Below are 20,970 nucleotides of genomic sequence, written 5' to 3' on the forward strand. Positions count from 1 at the left end.
TCGGCGGCGGCCCGGGCCTCGGTGGCCTCACGCTCCAGTCGGTCCTGCTCCTCGCGGCGGTTGATGGCCAGCACCTGGGGCGGCTTGCGCACCGGCGCCTGGGCTGCGGCGGGCCGCACCGGCGCCGGCGGCGTCGGCCGGGGGGACTGGGCCTGGGGCCTGGTCGGCGGCTGGGGGGGCTGCGGGGTGCCGGATCCGGCCATGACCACGAGGGATGCACAGCGCCACACTGTAGAGACGTCCCCTGGGCTTTCTGGATGCGCCCCTACCGCCGTCTGGAGCAGCTCAGCTGGCCCGAGCTGCAGCGGGCGGCTGCCCGGCCGAGCAGCACCGTGATCTGGCCCTTCGGCGCCTTCGAGCAGCACGGCCCCCAGCTGCCGCTCGGCACCGATGCCCTGTTCGCCGAGCGCCTGGCCGCGGCGGTGCTGGAGCGGCTGGGGCAGGACGGTGCTGACCCACCGATCTGGAGCCTGCCCTGCTGGAGCTTTGGCTTCTCCCCGGAGCACCGCGGCTTTCCCGGCACCCTCAGCCTGCCGGCGGAGCTGCTGATCGCCCAGGTCGTGGCCCTCGGCGGCCAGTTGGCCGCCGCCGGGTTCCGGCGCCTGGTGCTGTTCAACGGCCATGGCGGCCAGATCGCCCTGCTGCAGGTGGCCGCCCGCCAGCTGCGGGCCGCCCATCCTGAGCTGGCGGTGCTGCCGCTGTTCCTGTGGAGCGGCCCCGAGGGCGTCGCCGAGCTGATTCCCGAGCCCGAGCGCAGCCAGGGGCTGCATGCCGGCCTGGCTGAAACCAGCCTGATGCTGCACCTGGCGCCGGAGCTGGTGGGCCCGCAGCGCCCCGTCGATGGGCTGCTGCCGGAGCCACCGCCGCCCGGCTGGAGTCTGGAGGGGGCGGTGCCCCAGGCCTGGCTCACCGCCGATCTCTCCCGTTCGGGAGTGGTGGGGGATGCCCGCGGAGCCGACGCCGCCCTGGGCGAGCGCCTGTTCGAGCAGCTCGTGGCGGGCTGGACCCGGCTGTTCTCCGACCTGTTGGCCAGCGCCTGGCCGCCCGTCAGCTCCGGATCGCCATGGTTACAGTCGTGACCTGACCTGTTCCTGTTCCGGTAGCCATGGCCACCCTCGACACCGCAGCGGCCTCCGCCACCCTCGAGGGCTCCGCACTGCCCGATTTTGCGAGCGCTACCTATAAGGACGCCTACAGCCGCATCAACGCGATCGTGATCGAGGGCGAGCAGGAGGCCCATGACAACTACATCGCCATCGGCAGCCTGATCCCCGAGCAGGCCGAGGAGCTCACCAAGCTGGCCCGCATGGAGCTCAAGCACAAGAAGGGCTTCACCGCCTGCGCCGCCAACCTCGGCGTGGAGGCGGACATGGCCTTCGCCAAGCAGTTCTTCACCCCCCTGCACGACAACTTCCAGGTGGCCCTGGCCGAGGGCAAGGTGACCACATGCCTGCTGATCCAGGCGATCCTGATCGAGGCCTTCGCCATCTCGGCTTACCACATCTATATTCCGGTGTCCGATCCCTTCGCCCGCAAGATCACTGAGGGTGTGGTGAAGGATGAGTACACCCACCTCAACTATGGCCAGGAGTGGCTCAAGGCCAACCTGGAGAGCGTGCGCGAGGAGCTGGAGCAGGCCAACCGCGACAACCTGCCGCTGGTGCGCAAGATGCTGGAGCAGGTGGCCGATGACGCCGCGGCCCTGCACATGGACAAAGAGGATCTGATGGCCGATTTCATGACCTCCTATCAGGAGGCCCTGATCGAAATCGGCTTCACCTCCCGCGAGATCGCCCGCCTGGCCACTGCTGCCCTGCTGGGCTGAGGGGGCTGTTCGGTCGCGTCAGCCGGTCGGGCCGGCAGCCCGTGGCAAACTGTGTTCACGGTCACATCTGACCCTGCGCCCGCCGCCCTCCAGCTACCACCCACCTGCATGTTCGGCCTGATCGGTCACTCCACCAGTCTTGACGAGGCCCGGAGCAAGGCCCTTGCCCTTGGTTATCCCGAGTACGCCGAGGGCGATTTCGACATGTGGTGCGTGGCTCCGCCCCAGTTGGTGGAAACGGTGCATGTCACCAGCCGCACCGGCCAGGTGATCGAGGGTGCCTACATCGATTCGGTGTTCGTGCCTGAGATGCTGAGCCGCTTCAAGACAGCGCGCCGCAAGGTGCTCAGCGCCATGGAGCTGGCCCAGAAAAACGACATCGCCATCACGGCGCTGGGCGGCTTCACCTCGATCATCTTCGAGAACTTCAACCTGCTCAAGGAGCAGCACATCCGCGGCACCACCCTGGAGTGGGAGCGCTTCACCACCGGCAACACCCACACCGCCTGGGTGATCTGCCAGCAGGTGGAGCGCAACGCCCCCCTGCTCGGCATCGACCTGGCCAAGGCCAAGGTGGCCGTGGTGGGCGCCACCGGCGACATCGGCAGTGCCGTCTGCCGTTGGCTGCAGCGCACCGGCGTGGGCGAGCTGCTGCTGGTGGCCCGCCAACAGCAGCGCCTGCAGGAGCTGCAGAGCGATCTGGGCGGCGGCCGCATCCTGCCCCTGGAGGAGGCCCTGCCCGAGGCCGATGTGGTGGTGTGGGTCGCCAGCCTGCCCCAGGGCCTGGCCATCGATCCCGCCAGCCTCAAGAAGCCCTGCCTGATGATCGACGGCGGCTATCCCAAGAACCTGGACAGCAAGTTCGCCGGTGAGGGCGTCTATGTGGTGAAGGGCGGCATTGTGGAGTTCTGGCAGGACCTTGGCTGGCAGATGATGGAAGTCGCCGAGATGGAGAACCCCAGGCGCCAGCTGTTCGCCTGCTTCGCCGAGGCGATGCTGCTGGAGTTCGAGGGCATCCACACCAATTTCAGCTGGGGCCGTAACAACATCACCCTGGAGGCGATGGAGCTGATCGGTGGGGCCTCCCTGCGGCATGGTTTCCAGGCCCTCGGCCTCGATCCGGCCCGCCTGGGTCAGTTGGCCGCTGTCTGAATCGCACCGCCGTCTGAATCGCACCGCTGTCTAAATCGCACCACCATCTGAATCGCACCGCAGCCTGGATCGCACCGCCGCGCGAGGTCAGTTCTCCATCCAGGCCCCTTCCTTACGCCCCCCAGTCCGCCCCCCGCCATGGCCCGCCGCCCCCTGCTTGAGTTTGAGAAGCCTCTGGTGGAGCTGGAGGAGCAGATCGAGCAGATCCGTCAGCTGGCCAAGGATTCCGAGGTGGACGTGAGCCAGCAGCTGCTGCAGCTCGAAACCCTTGCCGCCCGCCGCCGTGAGGAGATCTTCACCAACCTCACCCCGGCCCAGAAGATCCAGGTGGCGCGCCATCCCCAGCGGCCCAGCACCCTCGATTACATCCAGGTGCTCACCGATGAGTGGATCGAGCTGCACGGCGACCGCCGTGGCAGCGATGACCAGGCACTGGTGGGCGGCGTCGGCCGCATCGGCGACCAGGCCTGCGTGCTGTTGGGCCACCAGAAGGGGCGCGACACCAAGGAGAACGTGGCCCGCAACTTCGGCATGGCCTCCCCTGGGGGCTACCGCAAGGCCCTGCGCCTGATGGAGCACGCTGACCGCTTCCGCCTGCCCATCCTGACCTTCATCGACACCCCCGGCGCCTATGCCGGCCTGCTGGCCGAGGAGCAGGGCCAGGGCGAGGCCATCGCCGTGAACCTGCGCGAGATGTTCCGGTTGCGGGTGCCGATCATTGCCACCGTGATCGGCGAGGGGGGCTCCGGCGGGGCCCTGGGCATCGGTGTGGCCGACCGGCTGCTGATGTTCGAACACAGCGTCTATACCGTGGCCAGCCCCGAGGCCTGCGCCTCGATCCTCTGGCGGGATGCCGGCAAGGCCGCCGCCGCCGCCGAGGCCCTCAAGATCACCGCCAGCGACCTGCTCAAGCTGGGCGTGATCGATGATGTGATCACCGAACCTTCCGGCGGCAACCATTGGTCGCCGCTGCAGGCGGCTGAGGGGCTCAAGCAGGCGCTGCTGCGGCATCTGGGCGAACTCCAGCGGCTGACTGAGGCCGAGCTCACCCAGCAGCGCTACGCCAAGTTCCGTGCCATGGGGCGCTATCTGGAGGCGGGTGCCACCGATACATCGCTGAGTTCCTGAGCGGGGCCTTCGCCCCGTCCGCTCGAGGATCCGAACCTTTAAGGTTTCGTTTCCTTTCCCGGGGGCAGTGCCCCCTGTGTGCTTGCCCGTTGCCTTGATCACCGGCGCCTCAAGGGGCATCGGCGCCGCCGCCGCCCGGCGCTTCGCCGCAGCCGGCTTCGACCTGCTGCTGCTCTCCCGCAGCGCCGACCCCTTGGAGGCGCTGGCCGAGGAGCTGCGCCACGGCACTGGCGAGTTCAACCCCGCTGGAGGCCTCCCCCCTGGAGCCCGCCGGATTGAGACCCTGGCCCTGGATCTGGCCGATCCCGGTGCCATTGCCCCTGGCCTGGCCGGGCTGCTGGGCCGCGGCCTCACCCCCCAGGTGGTGATCAACAACGCCGGCGCCGCCTATACCGGCCCCCTGGCCGCGATGCCCGTGGAGCGCTGGCAGTGGCTGTTCCAGCTCAATTTGACCAGCGTGTTCCAGGTGAGCCAGGCGGTGCTGCCCGCCCTGCGGGCGGCCGGTGGCGGTCACCTGATCAACCTGAGCAGCCATGCCGCCCGCAACTCCTTCCCCGACTGGGGGGCCTACTGCGCCAGCAAGGCCGCCCTGGCCTCCTTCAGCCGCTGCCTGGCGGAGGAGGAGCGCCCCCACGGGATCAGGGTGAGCACGCTCACCCTGGGTGCGGTCAATACGCCCCTGTGGGATAGCGAAACCGTCCACAGTTCCTTTGATCGGCGTGCCATGCTTGATCCCGAGCGTGCGGCCGAAGCCCTGCTGTTCCTCGCCCAACAGCCCGCCTCCCAAGTTGTGGAGGACCTCACCCTCATGCCGGCCGCCGGCGCTCTCTGAGATCACTCCATGACCTCCACCCTTCCCTCGGGCTTCACCAGCCAGCCGACCACCCCGGACTCGGCACCGCTGCCTGTGAGTCTGCGCATCCGCCAGCGGCTGGAAGCCGCGGGGGTGCCGTTTCTCGCCAACGACAACATCGCCAACCAGCTGCTTGAGGGCGAACTCGACCAGCTGGAGATCGAGGTGGCCGGCAAGGTGCGGGAGCTGCTTCGCAGCCTCGTGATCGACATCGATAACGACCACAACACCGAGGAGACGGCCGAGCGCGTCGCCCGGATGTATCTGCATGAAGTGTTCAAAGGCCGCTATCACCAGCAGCCCAAGATCGCCAGCTTCCCCAATGTCAAGAAGCTTGATGAGATCTACACCGTGGGACCGATCACGGTGCGCTCCGCTTGTTCGCACCACCTGGTGCCGATTCTCGGCTCCTGCTGGATCGGCATCAAGCCGGGTGAACGGGTGATCGGCCTCTCCAAGTTCGCCCGGGTGGCGGACTGGGTCTTCTCCCGACCCCACATCCAGGAGGAGGCGGTGATGATCCTGGCCGACGAGATCGAGCGCCTCTGTGAGCCCCAGGGCCTGGCGATCCTTGTCAAGGCTCAGCACTACTGCATGAAGTGGCGCGGCGTGAAGGAACCCCAGACCAGCATGGTGAATTCGGTGGTTCGCGGTGATTTCCGCCACGACCCCAGCCTCAAGGCCGAGTTCTTCGAGCTGGTGAAGCAGCAGGAATCGCTGCTGGGCCACTGAGCCTCAGTTGCCCAATGGCGCGTAGATCAGCTGGCTCCACTGGGGGCCAGCTGAGTAGCTCTTCAGGGGGCGGCCTTGACCGGCCCCAGTGGCGCTGACGCCACCCGCTTGACCTGGCCGTTCTGCGTCACCACGGTCACCACCATCAGCTTCTGGCCAATGTCGATCGGGCTGGGAACGTAGGTGGTGCCTTTGGCACCTTCGATCAGTACCCAGCTGCGCTGGCCCGGGGCCAGGCGATACCAGTGGTAGTTGGCCGTCGGCAGGGCCGCCTGTGCGGAGGCGACGGCGGTGGCTGTGAGCAGCCCCCCCACGGCGGCATTGCCGTCCAGCACCAGCTGGCTCAGGCCATTGATCTGCTGCTGCACGGCCCCCTCCTGCAGGAGGGTGTTCGAGAGCTGCTGCTCCAGGGCACGGATCTGCTGCTGGGGATCGGCGCTCACCCCCGGCACGCACTGGATGTTTGCACCCACCAGTTGGCAGCCCACCAGATCCTGGGCTCGGGCGGCACCCCCGAGGGCGAGGACGCTCGCGGTGAGGCCGGTCGCGCCGAAGGCAGCGGCAATGAAGCCTGTGGCAGCAAAGGCAGTGGAAGCGAAGGCAGTGGCAGCGAAGGCAGTGGCAGCGATGCTGGCTGCCGCCCCGTGGCCAAGGTGGGCACCGGCGACGGGAAGGGGGAACCGGGAGGGGGCCATGGACGCAGCTCAGCTGGGCTGATCCTGGCGGAAAGGCCGCAGGGCAGCCACCAGGGCGGCGACCCGCCCGAGGTCCTTGTCGCCCGGGGCGTACTCAAGGGCACTGGAGGCATCGAGGCCATCGGGGCGCAGGGACGCCAGCACCGGCGCCACCCGCTCGGGGCCGATGCCGCCGGCCAGCCACCAGGGCAGGCTCGGGCGGAATGCCTGCAGCCACTCGATCGGTATGCGGTGGCCCGTGCCGCCCAGCTGGTCCGGCACCCAGGCATCCAGCAGCAGCGCATCCACGTGGGGGGCGTAGGCCTCCGCCAGCTCCAGATCCGTGGGCCGGCGGATGCGCAGGGCCTTCCACAGCCCCAGCTCCGGGCCCAGGCGCTGGCGCAGCTCGACGCAGCGCTGGGGCGACTCGTCGCCATGGAGCTGCACCACCTGATGCCCCAGCCCCGTCGCCAGCTCCGCCAGCTCGGCCTCGCCGGGGTTGGCCACCACCAGCACTCCCAGGCAGGCCGGGGCGGCCTCGGCCATCGCAGCAAACAGGGCGGGGCGCTCGTCTGGCGCTAGCCAGCGGGGCGAGCGCCGCACGCCGATCACGCCCAGGGCATCGACCCCCAGGGCTGCCACGGCGGCCGCTTGCTGGGGCTGGCGCAGGCCGCACACCTTGAGCAGCGGGCGCTGGCGAGGCCACACTGGAGCTTGGGGCGCTGCGGGCACAAGCTCGCGGGCAGAACCCGAGCGGGGTGTGGGTGGGGTGGACACGGCGGACACGGCGGCGGAGACGGCGGCCTGAAGGGTCCGACCTTTCTAGGATCGGCGCACTGGGGCTCCGTGCGTGGGTGAAGGCTGGCAGCTGCTGACGATCCGGGGCATCCCCCTGCGTATCCACCCCAGCTGGTTTGTGATCCTGGGCCTGGCCACCCTGGCCTTCCAGCAGCAGTTCGCCGCCGAGTTCGCGGCCCGCGGCAGCGCCGCGCCGCTGCTCTGGCTCGTGGCCCTGGCCACGGCCCTGCTGCTGTTCGTCTCCGTGCTGCTGCATGAGCTGGGCCACTCCGTGGCCGCCCTCAGCCAGGGGGTGAAGGTGCGCAGCATCACCTTGTTTCTGCTCGGCGGTGTGGCCAGCGTGGAGCGGGAGTGCAGCCGCGCCAGCGGCGCCCTGCTGGTGGCCGCCGCCGGTCCGGCCGTGAGCCTGGCCCTGGCCGGTCTGCTGATCGGTAGCCGCCATGGCGCCGCCCACCTCTCGCCCCTGCTGGGGGCGATGGTCACCGAGCTGGGCACCCTCAACCTGGTGCTGGCTCTGTTCAACCTGCTGCCGGGCCTGCCCCTCGATGGCGGCCTGATCCTCAAGGCTCTGGTGTGGCAGTGGACAGGCAGCCAGCGCAAGGGCACCCAGGTGGCGACCGCCACCGGCCGTTTCCTGTCGCTGCTGGCGGTGGGCCTGGGCACGGTCTTGCTGCTGCGCAGCGGCAGCGTCGGCAGCCTGTGGCTGATCCTGCTGGGCTGGTTCGGCCTGGGCTCGGCCCGCAACCAGACCCAGATGCTGGCCCTGCAGCAGGCCCTCAAGGATCTGACCGTGCGCGATGCGGCCCGCCGCCGCTTCCGGGTGCTCGAGGCCGGCGCCAGCCTGCGGGACCTGAGTCGGATCCGCATCGGTGAAGCCAAGGGCCCGGCCGACTGGCTGCTGGTGTGCGAGGGCGGGCGCTGGCGCGGCGTGATCGACGATGCTGCCCTCAATGCGCTGCCGGTGCAGTGCTGGGACCAGGAGCGGGTGGAGGACCACATGCGCCCCCTGGATAGCCTGCCCTCGATCCGGGAGGACTCACCCCTCTGGCAGGCGGTGCTTCAGCTCGATCGGGAGGGGGATCCGGCCTCACGGCTGCTGGTGCTGGGGCCGGCGGGTCTGCCCAGTGGCACCCTGGAGCGCCCCGAGATTGCCGAGGTGGTGCTGGCGCGCCTCGGGGTGAAGCTGCCGCCGCCACTGCTGGAGGCCGCCCGCCGCCAGGGCAGCTATCCCCTAGGCATGGCCCTGGCTCAGGTGGCGCGGGCCATGGTGGCCAGCGGCGACGTGGCCTCCGGCGCTGACGACACCAGACTCGCGCCGGCCGCCGGCCAGCGGTAGCGCTCAGCGCGGGCCTGGACGGCGGCCCACTCTTCGCCACCCAGGGGCTGCTCCTGCAGCCCTCCCGCGCAGAGGTCCTGCTCGGCGCAGCGGCGCAGGAGCGTCATGAGCTCATGGCCCCCCAGGCCCAGGGGCGGCAGCGGTGTCGGCGCTTCGCCGAACACCTCCCGCCACAGGGTTTCCGATGGGGCCAGCAGCAGGCTGCCGTGCTGCAGAAGCGTTCCCTGGCGCCAGAGCTGGGCGCTGCCGATGCGCTTGGCGCCGTTGGCATGGACCAGGTCGGCAGCGGTGCTGGTGGCGAAGCAGCTGGCGCGTTGCAGGGGGGCCTCTGCCCGGGCTGCCGCCCGGCCCATGGCCAGGGGCTGCCCCAGCTCCCGGAACGCCCGCTGCAGCCAGCGGCAGCTGTCGGCGTAGGCCCGTGGCCGATTGGCCTGGGCCGGCCTCTGGACCAGGGCATAGGTGAGGCCCGCCTGCTCCGGCTCGTGCAGCACGGCGCGGCCGCCGCTGGGGCGCCGCACCAGAGCCAGCCGGCCGGCGGCGGCCAGGGAGGGCCAGTGGCTCTCCAGGCGCCGCTGGTGGAAGCCCAGCGACAGGGTCGGCCGGCTCCAGCCATAGAGGCGCAGCACCGGCGGCCCGCCCGCCAGCGCCTGGTCCAGCAGCCAGTCATCCAGAGCCATCTGCAGGGCTCCATCGGCCTCCAGGAGGGGGATCCAGCGCCAGGGAGCCGTCAAGGCCGCATGGCGCCGGGCGCTGCGTCAGTCGAGCCCATCCCAGAAGCTCCCGTCCAGCTCAAAGCCCAGCACCGCGGCCATCTGCTCCAGGTTGCCGCGGCAGCTCAGTCCCTGCTCCCGGCCCCAGCCATCCAGCAGGAAGAGCCGGTGGGTGATCCACAGTTCCAGGGCCTCGGGGGCAAAGCGGATCCCCTCGCTGCGGCTGAAGCTGTGGGGCAGCAGCATCGCCACATGGCGCGTGAGCTGGCCGCCACTGCGCTCCAGCAATAGGGGCAGCCAGGGGCAGAGGGCATCGGCCCGCAGGCTCCACACCCTCAGTTCGGGGATCTCGGAGAGCTCACGGGGATCCTCCGGATCGCGGGGCCACTCGAAGGCGAGTTCCAGCGTGCCGCTGCGGGCTTGGAGCTCGCTCGCGGCCAGGCCCCGCAGTGGACTCAGGGGCGCCAGGCTGCGCCGGCTCACGGCCTCCGCCGGAATCGTCAGCGGGGCCGAGGGGAGGGGCGACACGGTCCGGGGCGGCAGCAGGGCCTGGACGGTAGCGGCTTCGCGATGGGAGTGACCTTGCCCGCTGCCTGGGCGTGGTCCGTGTGCCAGCGGAGGGCCCTGGCGGGTCCCGCCGGATCCATCGGCCGGATTGGAGACCAGTCTCTCGGCCAACGCGCCGGGGGCGAGGGGGCGGGCGGGGGACCATCCCGGGCCGCCATCAAGAGCTGTGACAGCCCTCCGACCTCGAAGCGCGCGGGCGGCCGGGCCGCAGACAATGGGCCCGACATCTTTTGCTCAGAACAGGTCATGGTTTCGTCCCTCACCCAGGCCGAAGTGCTGATTGCCCTGGTGGTGGCTGCCCACGCCGGTGTGCTGGCCGTGCGTCTGGCCGCCAGTCTCTATCGCGCCTGATGCCCTTGGCAGGCTGGGGCCGGCCTGCTACAAGCGGGCCAGCCCCGCCGCTACCCCAGCCTTGAGCTCCCCCCGGCACGCCCAGCCATCTCAGCGGAGATCCGCACGCCGGGACCCCAGCTCCTCCACGCCCAAACCCTCCAGCGCCCGCCCCGGCTCTGGGCGTCGCCCGGGTGTCACCGCAGCGGCGGCCCCAGGGGGTCTTGTGGGTGCCCTGGCCGCCGGCCTTGACAACCGCAGCCCGGACCTCCAGGCCGCGGGCTCCGCCCTCAGCAGCCCCTCCCCCCTTCCGGAGCACCCCGGTCTGAGGCCCTCCAGCGGCCAGCAGGAGCTGATCTGCAGTGCCATGGGCCTCACCCTCAAGCTGGGGCTGTCGCTGGTGGCCGTGGTGAGCCTTGTGCGCCTGGCGGGGGCCTACCAGGAACGCCTCGATCGCCACGGCGAGATCACCGCTGTGCTCGAGATCCAGAAGGCCAAGCTGTTCAAGGCCCGCGAGCGCTTCGATCAGCTGTTCGCCACCGGGGGCGAGCAGCGCCTGATCGAGGAGCAGGACCAGTGGATTGCTCCCAACCGGCTGCGGGTGGTCTGGGAACAGCAGAACCAGCAGATCGGCGCCGCCGGCTCCTCGGGCCCCTCCAGCCCGTTTCCAACTGTTGAGCAGCCCCCTGGCACCCCCGGCACCCGCCCTTCCCATCCGTAGGTTGTGACCCGCCGCGCGCAGGGCGCCATGGTTTCCAGTTCCACCACCAGCACTCCCTCCTCCACGGCGGCCACTCCCGGAGCAGTCCTGATCACAGGCACCACTTCGGGGGTAGGTCTCAACGCCGTCAAGGCGCTGGTGGACCGCGGTTGGACCGTGGTGACCGCCAACCGCGATCCGATCCGGGCCGCCGCCGCCGCCAAGTCCCTGGGGATTCCCCAGGAGCGGTTGCACCATCTGCGCATCGACCTGGGCGATCTGGACAGCGTGCGTATTGGCGTGGAGACCCTGGTGGGCTCCCTGGGTTTTCCCATCGATGCCCTGGTGGTCAATGCCGCTGTCTACAAGCCGCGGCTCAAGCAACCCGAGTGGTCGCCGCAGGGCTATGAGATCTCGATGGCCACCAATCACCTGGGCCATTTCCTGCTGATCCAGCTGCTGCTCGACGACCTGCACAGATCCACCCATCCCTCGCGCCGGGTGGTGATCCTCGGCACCGTGACGGCCAATTCCAAGGAACTCGGCGGCAAGATCCCGATCCCGGCCCCCGCCGATCTGGGCGATCTCTCCGGCTTCAAGGCGGGCTTCAAGGCGCCCATCGCCATGGCCGATGGCAAGCCCTTCAAGCCCGGCAAGGCCTACAAGGACAGCAAGCTCTGCAACATGATCACCACCCAGGAGCTGCACCGGCGCCTGCATGCCTCCAGCGGCATCGTGTTCAGCTCGCTCTATCCGGGCTGCGTGGCGGACACCCCCCTCTTCCGCAACACCCCCAAGGCGTTCCAGAGGATCTTCCCCTGGTTCCAGAAGAACATCACCGGCGGTTATGTGAGCCAGGCCCTGGCCGGCGAACGGGTGGCCCAGGTGGTGGCCGATCCCGACTTCGCCGTGTCGGGGGTGCACTGGAGCTGGGGCAACCGCCAGAGCAAGGGCGGCAAGCAGTTCAGCCAGGAGCTCTCCGACAAGGCCAGCAATCCCGACACCGCCAAGGGGGTGTGGGAGTACTCCCGCACGCTGGTGGCCCGCCCCTGAGCCGCGAACCCAGCACCGCCCTGATGGCTTCGCCCCCGGTCCGCCGTGCCTATCCCCCCGCCATCCTCGGGATCGGCAAGAACTACGCGGCCCATGCCCGCGAGCTGGGCCTGGAGGCCCCCACGGAGCCGGTGCTGTTCTTCAAGAACCCTGCCGCGGTGATCGGCGATGGCGAGCCCATCCTGCTGCCGCCGGTGGTGCACACCCCGGATCCCGGGGTCGACTACGAGGGCGAACTGGCGGTGATCCTGGGCTGTGATGCCCGCGATGTGCCGGAGGGTGAAGCCCGCTCCGTGCTCTCCCACGTGGCCGTGGCCAACGACGTGAGCCAGCGCTGGTGGCAGTGGCATGGTGGCGGCGGCCAGTGGTGCCGTGGCAAGAGCTTCGATGGCTTCTGTCCCCTGGGTGAGCCCGTGCCGATCGGCCAGGTGCCGGATCTGCAGGCCCTGGAGCTGCGCACCAGCCTCAACGGCGCGCTGGTGCAGCACGACAGCACCGCCTCGATGCTGTTCCCGGTGGCGCGGCTGATCGCCGATCTGAGTCGCGGCACCACCCTGCTGCGGGGCACGGTGATTCTCACCGGCACCCCCTCGGGCGTGGGGGCCGGCCGCACGCCGCCCCGCTTCCTGCGCCATGGCGACCGGGTGGAGGTGAGCATCAGCGGCGTGGGAACCCTCAGCAATCCGGTGCTCGATCCGCTGCTGTCAGAGGGTTGAACCGGCGGCCCCGCCGCTCCTTCCGTCTTCCCGACGGGCCAGGGCAGCCGGCCGGGCCCTCCGTTGCTAAGACCCGGGGGCACTGCCTGAGCAGACGATGAACCGTGCCCTGCGCTGGGGCCTGGCGGCCCTGCTGGCGACAGGTCTGCTGGTGGGTGCCGTGGTGCTGGCGCCCTTCAGCTCCTGGCTGCCCGGCGGCACCGTGGCCGATGTGCCCCTGGCCCAGGTGGTGAATGGCAGCGCCTTCAACCGCCTGTTCCCGGCTCCGGAGGCCGGCCAGCAACTGGTGTTCACCCAGGAGAAGCGCGGCTTCAGCGAGGCCAGGCTCAAGCAGGGCGGCGAGGCCCTGGCCCTGCTCGCCATCTCCGACACCCGCACCGCCCCTGAAGCCCGCGCCAAGTTTGAGGGCAGCCGGGAGCGCCTCCAGGGCTGGCCGCTGCTGGAGCAGGGGGCCCAGGCCAGTGCCCTGCTGGTGGCCGATCGCTTCCAGGTGAAGGTGATCGGCCAGGGCCAGGGCCTGGCGGCCGATCAGCGCCACGTGCTGCTGGAGGGCTTCGATCTGCCGGGTCTGGCGGCCCTGGCCCCCGCCCGGGGGCGGACTGCCGCGGGCCGCCTGCCGGCCGGAGCGGCGGGCCCTCCGCCGGTAGCGGCCGCCCCGGGGATCCGCAACGGCGCCTACAGCTCTGAGTCCGCCCTGCAGGAGGCCGCATGAGCCCCACCGTTCTCGATCGCCTCGATCGCCTGCCCCGCCGGGGCCTCACGGTGCTGGCCCTGCGGGGCATCGCCACCCTGGTGCCCGGCGGTTGGAGCAACCCCACCAACGCCGATGCCCTGATCGCCGAGGTACTCGGCGACGACGATCCGTCCCTGGTGCGCCAGGTGCGGGCCCGGGCTGACCTGCTCAGCCGCGCCCGCCACGAGGGCTACGGCCGGGCCCTCAGCCTCTACGACGCCGTGAACCGTTCCCAGCGGGCCAGTGGCGGCCTGCGGGTGCTGGCCAACGTGACCGCGGGCCTGCCCCTGCTCAAGCGCATCGGCAGCATCACGCCCCCCAGCGACAGGCTCCAGGCCGCCGACCTCAGCCTCAAGGTGGGCGCCGAGCTGCTGGCCTTCACCCAGGTGAATGGCCTGCCTGGAGACTCCTTCGGCGACTTCACGGCCGCCCTGGCGGACTACGCCGGCGATGCCCGGGTGCGCATGGCGGCGCTGATCTGCTTCGACGCCTTACTGCCCCTGGGCAACCAGGCCCTGGAGCGCCTCGACGGCCTGCTGGGCCAGGTGAGCGGCGGCGAGTTGCGGCAGCTTCCGGCCTACGGCCGCCTCAGTGGCCTGCTGCCCGGCCGCGGCGACCAGGCCCACCTGGGCTTCCTGCGCCGTGGCGTGGAGAGCTGGGCGGGCTGGGCCGGCGGCTTCATCGGCCAGCTCGGTCTCACAGGCCAGAGGGCGGTGCAGGCGCTGGAGGGCACGCTCGGGCCTTGGCAGGGGCGGATGGAAGGGCTGGCGGCCTTCCTGGATGCCTTCACCGACACCTATGCCCACACTGGCGTGCAGGCGGTGGCCCGGCGGCTGGTGGAGCGGGCCGTTGCCGAGATCTGAGCAGTCGCGTCTGAGCTGACGCCAGGATCCGGGCCCTGCCCGCCCAGATCAGGGAATGCGGCCCTGGAGCAGCCGCTGCAGTCGGCTCAGGATCCGCCCCTGCAGGGTGGGCTCCAGGGGGTAGGGCCTGGGGGGGCGCTGGGCCCGGCGCCGTTCAGCCTCCTCCAGCGAAGGGCTCTCCATCAGGGCTCCGGCCTCGTAGTCCTGGGCCATGTGGTCGATTCCCTCACCCACCACCAGGTAGGCGAACAACAGGGCCGTGCCGAGAAACAGCAGGCCGATCAGGCCGGAGATCCACTGGCTGGCCTGGCTGATCCCCCCACGGCGCCGTTGGCCGGGGCCGGCACTCCGCCGGATCCCGCTGCTGCGGCCCCTGGAATCCGGGGTGGGTCTGGAGGACGGCATGGGTTGCACCATGCCATGGATGACCTGACCTGAACAGGGGGATCCCGATCAGTCGAAGCCCAGCAGGTCGAAGATCTCGCGATCCTTGAGTGACTCGGCCTCCAGGGGCTCCACCTTGTCGAGCATGCGCTGGGCCAGGTTCAGATACTCCTGCTGCACAGCCTCCACCTCGGGGCTGGCCTCCATCTCGAAGATCGTGCACTTCTTCAGGCGCGAGCGGCGGATGGCATCGAGATCGGGGAAGTGGGCCATGGTCTTCATGCCCACCCGCGCGTTGAAACGATCGATCTGGTCGGTGTCCTTGGAGCGGTTGGCTACCACGCCGCCGAGCCGAACCTTGTAGTTCTTGGCCTTGGCCTGGATCGCGGCGATGATCCGGTTCATGGCGAAGATCGAATCAAAGTCATTCGCCGTCACGATCAGGCAGTAGTCGGCATGTTGCAGGGGCGCCGCAAACCCACCGCAGACCACATCGCCGAGCACGTCGAAGATCACCACGTCGGTGTCTTCCAGCAGGTGGTGCTCCTTGAGCAGCTTCACGGTCTGGCCGGTCACGTAGCCACCGCAGCCGGTGCCCGCCGGCGGGCCACCCGATTCCACGCACATCACGCCATTGAAGCCCTGGAACACGAAGTCCTCGGGCCGCAGTTCTTCGGTGTGGAAGTCAACCGTCTCGAGGATGTCGATCACGGTGGGCACCATCGACTTGGTGAGGGTGAAGGTGCTGTCGTGCTTGGGATCGCAGCCGATCTGCAGCACCCGCTTGCCGAGCTTGGAGAAGGCCGCCGAGAGGTTGGAGGAGGTGGTGGATTTGCCGATCCCCCCCTTGCCGTAAACGGCGATCACCAGGGCGCCCGCCTCGATGTGAAGGCTCGGGTCCTGGTGCACCTGCAGGGAGCCTTCGCCATCGGGACGGGAGAGGGTCGTGGTCATGGGAGGGGGAAAAGGGGGGAAAAGGGGTAGAGGGATGGAACAGCGGGGGCGGGACCTAGGCGCTGTAGTGGGCCTTGGCGTCGAACAGCACCTCCTCGCTGATGGCGCTGAGGCCGTGGTCGCGGGCGTAGCGCTCGGTGTTGCGGCGCACCTTGCCGCGGACGAAGAAGGGGATGCGGGCCAGCTGGGCCTCGCCGTCCGGGGTCCAGGCCAGAGCCGCGTCGATCGCCCCCGAGGCCGGAGCAGCGGCGGGTGTTGCGGTGGCCGCCGCCGCCGACACCCCTGAGGTCTCCGCCGGCACGGTGTTTGTCCCCGTGGCCTCGGCGGCTGGCGCCCCGCCCAGGTGGCTGCGGTGGCCCTCCACGAACTCGAAGTCGTGGCGGAACATGCCGATCAGGTGTTCCTCCAGGCCCATCATCAGCGGGTGCACCCAGGCGTCGAACAGCTCGTTGGCCCCCTCCCAGCCCATCTGGGGGGCCTGGCGGGCCGGCACGTCCTGCACGTGCAGCGGCGTGCTGATCACGGCGCAGGGGATGCCGAGCCGCTTGGCGCTGTGGCGCTCCATCTGGGTGCCGAGCACCAGCTCGGGCGCCGCGGCGGCCATGGCCGCCTCCACCGCCAGGTAGTCGTCGGAGATCAGGGCCTCCAGCCCCAGCTCGGCCGCCGCGGCGCGCACCTCCCGGGCCAGTTCGCGGCTGTAGCTGCCCAGGCCCACCACCTGGAAGCCGAGTTCCTGGGTCGCCACCCGGGCCGCGGCGATGGCGTGGCTCGCGTCGCCGAAGATGAACACCCGCTTGCCGGTGAGGTAGGTGGAATCCACCGAGCGCGAATACCAGGGCAGGCGCGAGCGCCGCTCAGCCTCGGAGACCCCACCGGCACCCGGCTCCAGCTCGGCCGGCAGCTCCAGGCCCAGCAGGCCGTGCAGCTCCCGCAGGAAGGCGGCGGTGGCGCCGATGCCGATCGGCACCGTGCGCACCGTCGCCATCCCGAAGCTGCGCTCCAGCCAGCTGCAGACCGGCCCCGCCAGCTCCGGGTAGAGGCACACGTTCAGATCGGCGCTGGGCAGCCGCTGCAGGTCGGCGGGGCGGGCGCCGAGGGGCGCCACCACCGACACGTCGATGCCGTGTTCGGCCAGCAGTCGGCTGATCTCCCGCACGTCGTCGCGGCAGCGGAAGCCCAGCAGGGTGGGTCCCAGCAGGTTCACCCGCGGCCGGCGGCCCTCCTGGCGCCAGCGGGTCGGTTCCGGCTTCGGCTGGCCCGGTGGCGGCATCTGGCCCTTCAGCAAGCTCCGCACCAGTTGGTAGAAGGTCTCGGCGGCGCCCCAGTTCTCCTTCTTGGAGTAAGCGGGCAGCTCCAGGCCCACCACCGGCAGATCCCCCAGGCCCATGCCCTGGGCCAGGGCGGCGGGCTGGTCCTGGATCAGCTCGGCGGTGCAGCTCTCGCCCACCAGCAGCGCCTCGGGCTGGAAGCGCTCCGCCGCCTCGGCGATCGAGCGCTTCACCAGCTCGGCGGTGTCGCCGCCCAGGTCGCGGGCCTGGAAGGTGGTGTACGTCACGGGGGGGCGCCGTCCGCGCCGTTCGATCATCGTGAACAGCAGGTCGGCGTAGGTGTCGCCCTGGGGGGCATGCAGCACCAGGTGCACCCCTTCCATCGAGGCCGCGACGCGCAGGGCGCCCACGTGGGGGGGACCTTCGTAGGTCCAGAGGGTGAGTTCCAAGGGGTTCGGGTGGGAGCGAGTGGGGAAAGCGGAACCCGTCGCGGACGGGTTGGTGAGCCGGGCGTGGTGGATCGGAGGCTGGCGGCCGTCTCAGGCGAAGCTGAGCAGGGCGCGCCGGCGCAGCGGGCGGGCGAACAGTTCGGCCAGATCGCCCGCCTGGTCGATGCCGTGGATGGGGCTGAACACCAGCTCGATCGACCACTTGGTGGCAATGCCCTCGGCCTCGAGCGGATTGGCCAGGCCGAGGCCGCAGAGCACCAGGTCGGGGCGGGCGGCCCGCAGCCGATCCAGCTGGTGCTCCACATGCTGGCCCTCGCTGAGCTGCACACCCGGCGGCAGCAGGGCCAGCTCCTCGGCCATCAGGCTGCGGTCCAGATAGGGCGTGCCCACCTCCAGCAGCTCCATGCCGCACTCGCGGGCCAGGAAGCGGGCCAGGGGAATCTCCAGCTGGGAATCGGGCATGAGGAACAGCCGTTTACCGGCCAGCACCTCCCGGTGGGGCGCCAGGGCCCGCTGGCCCCGCTCCACCAGCGGCGCCAGCACCGCCTGCACGTGGGCTGGCGCCACCCCGAAGGCCGCCGCCGCCGCCGCCATCCAGGCCCGGCTGCCCTCCACCCCAAGGGGATAGGGCGCCGGGATCAGCTGGGCCCCCCGCGACACCAGGGCCCGGGCCGTGGCCGAGAGGAAGGGCTGGGCCAGCAGCACCCGGGTGCCGGGCCCCACCGGCGGCAGCTCGCTGGCGCGGCGCGGCGGCAGGCTGTCGATCCTGGGGATGCCGAGGCGGCTGAACAGGGAGCGAAAGCGGTCCTCCACCCCATCGGCGAGGGTGCCGACGATCAGCAGCTGGTCCGGGGGAGCTGCGCCGCTGCCTGCAGCCATCGCGACCGGCGCCGCCGGCAGCAGCGGCACCAGGGCCAGCAGGGCGTTGTCCTCCCCCTGGGTGAAGGTGGTCTCGATGCCGCTGCCGGAGTAGCTCAGCACCTGCACCCGGCCCGCCAGCTGGCCATTGAGCCGCTCCGCTGCCTTCGCCAGATCGAGCTTGATCACCTCGCTGGGGCAGGAGCCCACCAGGAACAGGGTGCGGATCTCGGGGCGCCGCTCCAGCAGATGGCCCACCAGCCGGTCCAGTTCGGCGTTGGCATCGGCCAGGCCCGCCAGGTCCCGTTCCCCCAGGATCGCGGTGCCGAAGCGGGGCTCAGCGAAGATCATCACGCCGGCGGCGCTCTGCACCAGGTGGGCGCAGGTGCGCGAGCCAACCACCAGGAAGAAGGCATCCGGCATACGCCGATGCAGCCACACGATCGAGGTGAGGCCGCAGAACACTTCCCGCTGGCCGTTCTCCCGGATCAGTGCCGGGGCGTCCGGGCTGCCGGTGGGTTTGGGGCTGGCGAGGGTCTGGGCCATGGATGCCCATGCCGAAGGTCCCCTCCTGGGTAGCCGCGCCGGCCCTGGCCGGCAGCCCCTGGGGGGAAGTCTTCGGGATCAGGTGTGCGGATCCGCACGCCAGCAGCCCCGCTGGCCCCTGGCGGCCTCACTCAGGAGGCAGGGCCTCCAGGGCGGCGGCGGAGCCCATCACCACCAGCAACTCGCCGGCCTGGAGCACCTGGGAGGCCGGCGGGTTCACCGTGAGCCGCTGGCTGGGGCCAGCCGCCAGCACGCTCACGTTGTGGGTCTTGCGCAGGTTCAGATCCCGCAGGGTGCGGCCCACGAAGGCCGAAGGCACGCGGATCTCCTCGATGCTGTTGCGGTCGTCGAGGCGCAGCTGCTCCAGCAGGTTGGGGCGCATCAGCTCCAGGCCCAGGCGCTGGCCCTGCATCTTGGAGGGGAACACCACCCGGTCGGCACCCACCCGGCGCAGCATCTTTTCGTGCAGGTCGCTGGTGGCGCGGGCGATCACCTGGCGCACCCGGGTGCCCTCGCCGTCCTTGCAGATCAGGGTGGCGGTGATGCTGGCCTCGATCGGCTCGCTGATGCCCACCACCACCGTGTCGAGGTCGAGCACGCCGGCCGCCCGCAGCGCCTCCTCGTCGGTGCAGTCCACCACCCGGGCCTCGATCGAGGGGTCGATCTGACGCAGCTCGTCGATGGCCCGCTGGTTCAGGTCCACCGCCAGCACATCCGCGCCGCAGCGCACCAGTTCGGTGATCACGGCGGAGCCGAAACGCCCCACGCCGATCACGGCGAAACTGGCCCGCCCGCCCGCCTGGTCGGCGGGCCATTGCCACCATTGGTTCATTGGACTGGAAGGCACAACGGAAAAAGGGGAAAAGCTCAGAGAGAGGCGCTGGCCGGCAAGCCAGGCAATGGGGGGCCTACACGTAGAGGTCCTCCCGGGGATAGCCGACCCGGGCCTGGGGTCGATTGGCATAGAGGGCCGAGAGCAGCAGCAGGATCCCCAGCCGCCCCACGAACATGCACACCATCAGCACCAGCTGGCCCCAGCGGTTGAGGTTGGCCGTCACGCCCACATCCAGGCCCACGGTGCCGAAGGCCGACACGCAGGTGAACAGTTTCTCGAGGAAGCTGAACGGCTCATGGCCGGGCACCCCCGCCGCGCTGGGACCCACCTGCAGGAGCAGGGTCATCAGCACCACGAACAGGGCCGAGGCCAGGGTCACCCCCACGGCCCGCAGCACGGTGGAGGAGGGGATCAGCCGTCGGCCGATCACGACGTCGTCGCGGCCCTCGAGGGTGGAGCGGGTGGCCCCCATCAGGATCGCGAAGGTGGTGGTCTTGATGCCGCCGCCGGTGCCGCCGGGGCTGGCGCCAATGAACATCAGCACGACCATCAGCAGCAGACCCGCGTCCGAGAGGGTCTCGATCGTGAGGGGGATGGTGTTGAAGCCGGCGGTGCGGGTGGTGATCGACTGGAACAGCGTGATCTGCAGCTGCTGCAAGAGGCTGAACTTCTGCAGCGTGCCGTCTGGGGCGAAGTGCTCGGTGAGCAGCAGGCCCACGGCCCCCAAGAGGATCAGGCCGATCGTGCTGCGCAGCACCAGGCGCGTGTGCAGGCTCAGGCGCCGCAGCCTGGCGAGTCGCCGGCGGTTGGCCCAGAGGTCGTTGATCACCCGCCAGCCGATGCCGCCCACCACGATCAGGCTGGCGATCACGCCGTTCACCACCGGGTTGTCGCGGTAGTTCTCCAGGTTGTTGGCCCATAGGCCGAAGCCGGCGTTGTTGTAGGCGCTGATGCAGTGGAACAGCGAGGCCCACAGGCGGGCCAGAGGGTTCGGGATGTCGGCGAAGCCGAAGGCGTAGAGCACCACCGTGCCCAGCCCCATCACGCAGAAGCCCGTGAGCAGGATGCTGTGGAAGGTGGGGCCGATGCCCCCCACGCCGAATTCATCGAGGGAGCGGCCCTTGTCGAGCCGGTGGCGCAGCCCGGAGCGCCCCTGCACGAAGCCCTGCAGGAAGGTGGTGATCGCCATCAGGCCCAGGCCGCCGGTCACGATCAGGCCGGCCAGCACGATCTGGCCGAAGGGCGTGAGGTCGCGCTCCACCACGATCACCGACAGCCCCGTGACCGTGATGGCGGAGGTGACGGTGAACAGGGCCTGCCAGAGGCCCACCGCGTCGGTGGAGCAGAGCGGCGAGGCCAGGATCACCGTGCCGGAGGCGATCACCAGCAGGCCCGTGACAGCCGTGAACTGGGGCACCGTGAGCTGGTGTCGCCAGCGCTGCAGGCGCACCCAGAGGGTCAGCGGCGCGCTCAGGGTCATCGGGTGCTGTTGCGGCGGCGGCGGGG

At 70.4% G+C, this 20,970-nt stretch carries 23 protein-coding genes and 1 pseudogene; 13 read left to right on the forward strand and 11 right to left on the reverse strand.

The features are described from left to right. A pseudogene (locus tag CJZ98_RS08715) lies at positions 1–203 on the reverse strand (S1 RNA-binding domain-containing protein); the annotation flags it as partial. Between the two features lie 54 nt (positions 204–257). Here CJZ98_RS08715 and CJZ98_RS08720 point away from each other — a divergent pair. The 6 genes from CJZ98_RS08720 to folE all read left to right on the forward strand — a co-directional run bounded on the left by CJZ98_RS08720 (position 258) and on the right by folE (position 5,690). Beyond that, the gene (locus CJZ98_RS08720) at positions 258–1,079 is read left to right on the forward strand and encodes a creatininase family protein (RefSeq protein WP_094590440.1); all 822 of its coding nucleotides are present in this window, start codon (positions 258–260) and stop codon (positions 1,077–1,079) included. A gap of 26 nt (positions 1,080–1,105) precedes the next feature. Continuing rightward, positions 1,106–1,825, forward strand: a complete 720-nt coding sequence (locus tag CJZ98_RS08725) for an aldehyde oxygenase (deformylating) (RefSeq protein WP_094590442.1) — start codon at positions 1,106–1,108, stop codon at positions 1,823–1,825. A 108-nt stretch (positions 1,826–1,933) separates the two neighbouring features. Further along, positions 1,934–2,977 carry a long-chain acyl-[acyl-carrier-protein] reductase gene (locus CJZ98_RS08730; protein WP_094590444.1) on the forward strand — a complete coding sequence of 348 codons (1,044 nt, stop codon included), beginning with the start codon at positions 1,934–1,936 and terminating at the stop codon, positions 2,975–2,977. A 138-nt stretch (positions 2,978–3,115) separates the two neighbouring features. Further along, positions 3,116–4,105, forward strand: coding sequence for an acetyl-CoA carboxylase carboxyltransferase subunit alpha (locus CJZ98_RS08735; protein WP_094590446.1), 990 nt, complete (start codon positions 3,116–3,118; stop codon positions 4,103–4,105). 82 nt (positions 4,106–4,187) lie between these two features. Then, positions 4,188–4,937, forward strand: coding sequence for an SDR family oxidoreductase (locus CJZ98_RS08740; protein ID WP_094590541.1), 750 nt, complete (start codon positions 4,188–4,190; stop codon positions 4,935–4,937). 9 nt (positions 4,938–4,946) lie between these two features. Continuing rightward, positions 4,947–5,690 carry a GTP cyclohydrolase I gene (gene folE, locus CJZ98_RS08745; RefSeq protein ID WP_094590448.1) on the forward strand — a complete coding sequence of 248 codons (744 nt, stop codon included), beginning with the start codon at positions 4,947–4,949 and terminating at the stop codon, positions 5,688–5,690. A gap of 62 nt (positions 5,691–5,752) precedes the next feature. Here folE and CJZ98_RS08750 read toward each other — a convergent pair whose 3' ends face one another. Next, positions 5,753–6,385 carry a hypothetical protein gene (locus CJZ98_RS08750; protein ID WP_094590450.1) on the reverse strand — a complete coding sequence of 211 codons (633 nt, stop codon included), beginning with the start codon at positions 6,383–6,385 and terminating at the stop codon, positions 5,753–5,755. Positions 6,386–6,394: 9 nt separating this feature from the next. Next, positions 6,395–7,096, reverse strand: coding sequence for a phosphoribosylanthranilate isomerase (locus CJZ98_RS08755; protein ID WP_094590452.1), 702 nt, complete (start codon positions 7,094–7,096; stop codon positions 6,395–6,397). A 118-nt stretch (positions 7,097–7,214) separates the two neighbouring features. Between CJZ98_RS08755 and CJZ98_RS08760 the strand changes: the two genes are divergently transcribed. After that, the gene (locus tag CJZ98_RS08760) at positions 7,215–8,498 is read left to right on the forward strand and encodes a site-2 protease family protein (RefSeq protein WP_094590454.1); all 1,284 of its coding nucleotides are present in this window, start codon (positions 7,215–7,217) and stop codon (positions 8,496–8,498) included. Here the strand turns inward: CJZ98_RS08760 and CJZ98_RS08765 are convergent. Together CJZ98_RS08765 and CJZ98_RS08770 are read right to left on the reverse strand one after the other, a co-directional pair. Next, entirely contained in the window at positions 8,411–9,229 is an 819-nt protein-coding gene (locus tag CJZ98_RS08765) for a lipoyl protein ligase domain-containing protein (RefSeq protein ID WP_232756345.1), read from the reverse strand. The genes CJZ98_RS08760 and CJZ98_RS08765 overlap by 88 nt on opposite strands. Before the next feature lie 24 nt (positions 9,230–9,253). Then, complete coding sequence (locus CJZ98_RS08770) at positions 9,254–9,736, reverse strand: CRR6 family NdhI maturation factor (RefSeq protein WP_255082353.1); 483 nt, start codon at positions 9,734–9,736, stop codon at positions 9,254–9,256. A gap of 285 nt (positions 9,737–10,021) precedes the next feature. On the opposite strand from CJZ98_RS08770, the gene psaM reads away from it, so the two are divergent. From psaM to CJZ98_RS08800, 6 genes are all read left to right on the forward strand, one after another. Continuing rightward, the gene (psaM, locus tag CJZ98_RS08775) at positions 10,022–10,126 is read left to right on the forward strand and encodes a photosystem I reaction center subunit XII (protein ID WP_094590456.1); all 105 of its coding nucleotides are present in this window, start codon (positions 10,022–10,024) and stop codon (positions 10,124–10,126) included. Between the two features lie 61 nt (positions 10,127–10,187). Continuing rightward, positions 10,188–10,826, forward strand: a complete 639-nt coding sequence (locus tag CJZ98_RS19080; RefSeq protein ID WP_232756346.1) for a hypothetical protein — start codon at positions 10,188–10,190, stop codon at positions 10,824–10,826. Between the two features lie 27 nt (positions 10,827–10,853). Continuing rightward, the gene (locus CJZ98_RS08785; RefSeq protein WP_094590458.1) at positions 10,854–11,858 is read left to right on the forward strand and encodes a protochlorophyllide reductase; all 1,005 of its coding nucleotides are present in this window, start codon (positions 10,854–10,856) and stop codon (positions 11,856–11,858) included. 23 nt (positions 11,859–11,881) lie between these two features. Then, a complete protein-coding gene (locus CJZ98_RS08790) occupies positions 11,882–12,574 on the forward strand; it encodes a fumarylacetoacetate hydrolase family protein (RefSeq protein WP_157910931.1) in 693 nt (230 codons plus the stop codon). A 97-nt stretch (positions 12,575–12,671) separates the two neighbouring features. Continuing rightward, positions 12,672–13,286, forward strand: coding sequence for a hypothetical protein (locus CJZ98_RS08795; RefSeq protein ID WP_198537629.1), 615 nt, complete (start codon positions 12,672–12,674; stop codon positions 13,284–13,286). Then, positions 13,283–14,170, forward strand: a complete 888-nt coding sequence (locus CJZ98_RS08800) for a hypothetical protein (protein WP_094590462.1) — start codon at positions 13,283–13,285, stop codon at positions 14,168–14,170. The genes CJZ98_RS08795 and CJZ98_RS08800 overlap by 4 nt, the downstream gene beginning before the upstream one ends. Positions 14,171–14,218: 48 nt before the next feature. Here CJZ98_RS08800 and CJZ98_RS08805 read toward each other — a convergent pair whose 3' ends face one another. The 6 genes from CJZ98_RS08805 to CJZ98_RS08830 form a co-directional block, all read right to left on the reverse strand. Further along, entirely contained in the window at positions 14,219–14,575 is a 357-nt protein-coding gene (locus CJZ98_RS08805) for a hypothetical protein (protein ID WP_157910932.1), read from the reverse strand. A gap of 48 nt (positions 14,576–14,623) precedes the next feature. Then, on the reverse strand, positions 14,624–15,508 hold the full coding sequence (gene bchL, locus CJZ98_RS08810; protein ID WP_094590466.1) for a ferredoxin:protochlorophyllide reductase (ATP-dependent) iron-sulfur ATP-binding protein: 885 nt from the start codon (positions 15,506–15,508) through the stop codon (positions 14,624–14,626). Between the two features lie 55 nt (positions 15,509–15,563). Continuing rightward, positions 15,564–17,225 carry a ferredoxin:protochlorophyllide reductase (ATP-dependent) subunit B gene (locus CJZ98_RS08815; RefSeq protein WP_094590468.1) on the reverse strand — a complete coding sequence of 554 codons (1,662 nt, stop codon included), beginning with the start codon at positions 17,223–17,225 and terminating at the stop codon, positions 15,564–15,566. A 90-nt stretch (positions 17,226–17,315) separates the two neighbouring features. After that, positions 17,316–18,629 (reverse strand): ferredoxin:protochlorophyllide reductase (ATP-dependent) subunit N, encoded by a 1,314-nt coding sequence (locus tag CJZ98_RS08820; RefSeq protein ID WP_094590470.1) that lies wholly within the window; start codon positions 18,627–18,629, stop codon positions 17,316–17,318. 127 nt (positions 18,630–18,756) lie between these two features. Continuing rightward, positions 18,757–19,461 carry a potassium channel family protein gene (locus CJZ98_RS08825; protein WP_094590472.1) on the reverse strand — a complete coding sequence of 235 codons (705 nt, stop codon included), beginning with the start codon at positions 19,459–19,461 and terminating at the stop codon, positions 18,757–18,759. A 76-nt stretch (positions 19,462–19,537) separates the two neighbouring features. After that, positions 19,538–20,944 (reverse strand): TrkH family potassium uptake protein, encoded by a 1,407-nt coding sequence (locus CJZ98_RS08830; RefSeq protein ID WP_094590474.1) that lies wholly within the window; start codon positions 20,942–20,944, stop codon positions 19,538–19,540. Positions 20,945–20,970 lie beyond the last annotated feature (26 nt).

The sequence above is a fragment of the Vulcanococcus limneticus LL genome (genome assembly GCF_002252705.1).
In the GTDB taxonomy this organism is placed as follows: domain Bacteria; phylum Cyanobacteriota; class Cyanobacteriia; order PCC-6307; family Cyanobiaceae; genus Vulcanococcus; species Vulcanococcus limneticus.

Coding starts and splice junctions, on each gene's coding strand:
- CJZ98_RS08800 (WP_094590462.1), top strand. CDS start 13,283: ATGAGCCCCACCGTTCTCGATCGCCTCGATCGCCTGCCCCGCCGGGGC.
- CJZ98_RS08805 (WP_157910932.1), bottom strand. CDS start 14,575: ATGCCGTCCTCCAGACCCACCCCGGATTCCAGGGGCCGCAGCAGCGGG.
- psaM (WP_094590456.1), top strand. CDS start 10,022: ATGGTTTCGTCCCTCACCCAGGCCGAAGTGCTGATTGCCCTGGTGGTG.
- CJZ98_RS08785 (WP_094590458.1), top strand. CDS start 10,854: ATGGTTTCCAGTTCCACCACCAGCACTCCCTCCTCCACGGCGGCCACT.
- CJZ98_RS08750 (WP_094590450.1), bottom strand. CDS start 6,385: ATGGCCCCCTCCCGGTTCCCCCTTCCCGTCGCCGGTGCCCACCTTGGC.
- CJZ98_RS08825 (WP_094590472.1), bottom strand. CDS start 19,461: ATGAACCAATGGTGGCAATGGCCCGCCGACCAGGCGGGCGGGCGGGCC.
- CJZ98_RS08790 (WP_157910931.1), top strand. CDS start 11,882: ATGGCTTCGCCCCCGGTCCGCCGTGCCTATCCCCCCGCCATCCTCGGG.
- folE (WP_094590448.1), top strand. CDS start 4,947: ATGACCTCCACCCTTCCCTCGGGCTTCACCAGCCAGCCGACCACCCCG.
- CJZ98_RS08830 (WP_094590474.1), bottom strand. CDS start 20,944: ATGACCCTGAGCGCGCCGCTGACCCTCTGGGTGCGCCTGCAGCGCTGG.
- CJZ98_RS08795 (WP_198537629.1), top strand. CDS start 12,672: ATGAACCGTGCCCTGCGCTGGGGCCTGGCGGCCCTGCTGGCGACAGGT.
- CJZ98_RS08820 (WP_094590470.1), bottom strand. CDS start 18,629: ATGGCCCAGACCCTCGCCAGCCCCAAACCCACCGGCAGCCCGGACGCC.
- CJZ98_RS08730 (WP_094590444.1), top strand. CDS start 1,934: ATGTTCGGCCTGATCGGTCACTCCACCAGTCTTGACGAGGCCCGGAGC.
- CJZ98_RS08720 (WP_094590440.1), top strand. CDS start 258: ATGCGCCCCTACCGCCGTCTGGAGCAGCTCAGCTGGCCCGAGCTGCAG.
- CJZ98_RS08725 (WP_094590442.1), top strand. CDS start 1,106: ATGGCCACCCTCGACACCGCAGCGGCCTCCGCCACCCTCGAGGGCTCC.
- bchL (WP_094590466.1), bottom strand. CDS start 15,508: ATGACCACGACCCTCTCCCGTCCCGATGGCGAAGGCTCCCTGCAGGTG.
- CJZ98_RS08735 (WP_094590446.1), top strand. CDS start 3,116: ATGGCCCGCCGCCCCCTGCTTGAGTTTGAGAAGCCTCTGGTGGAGCTG.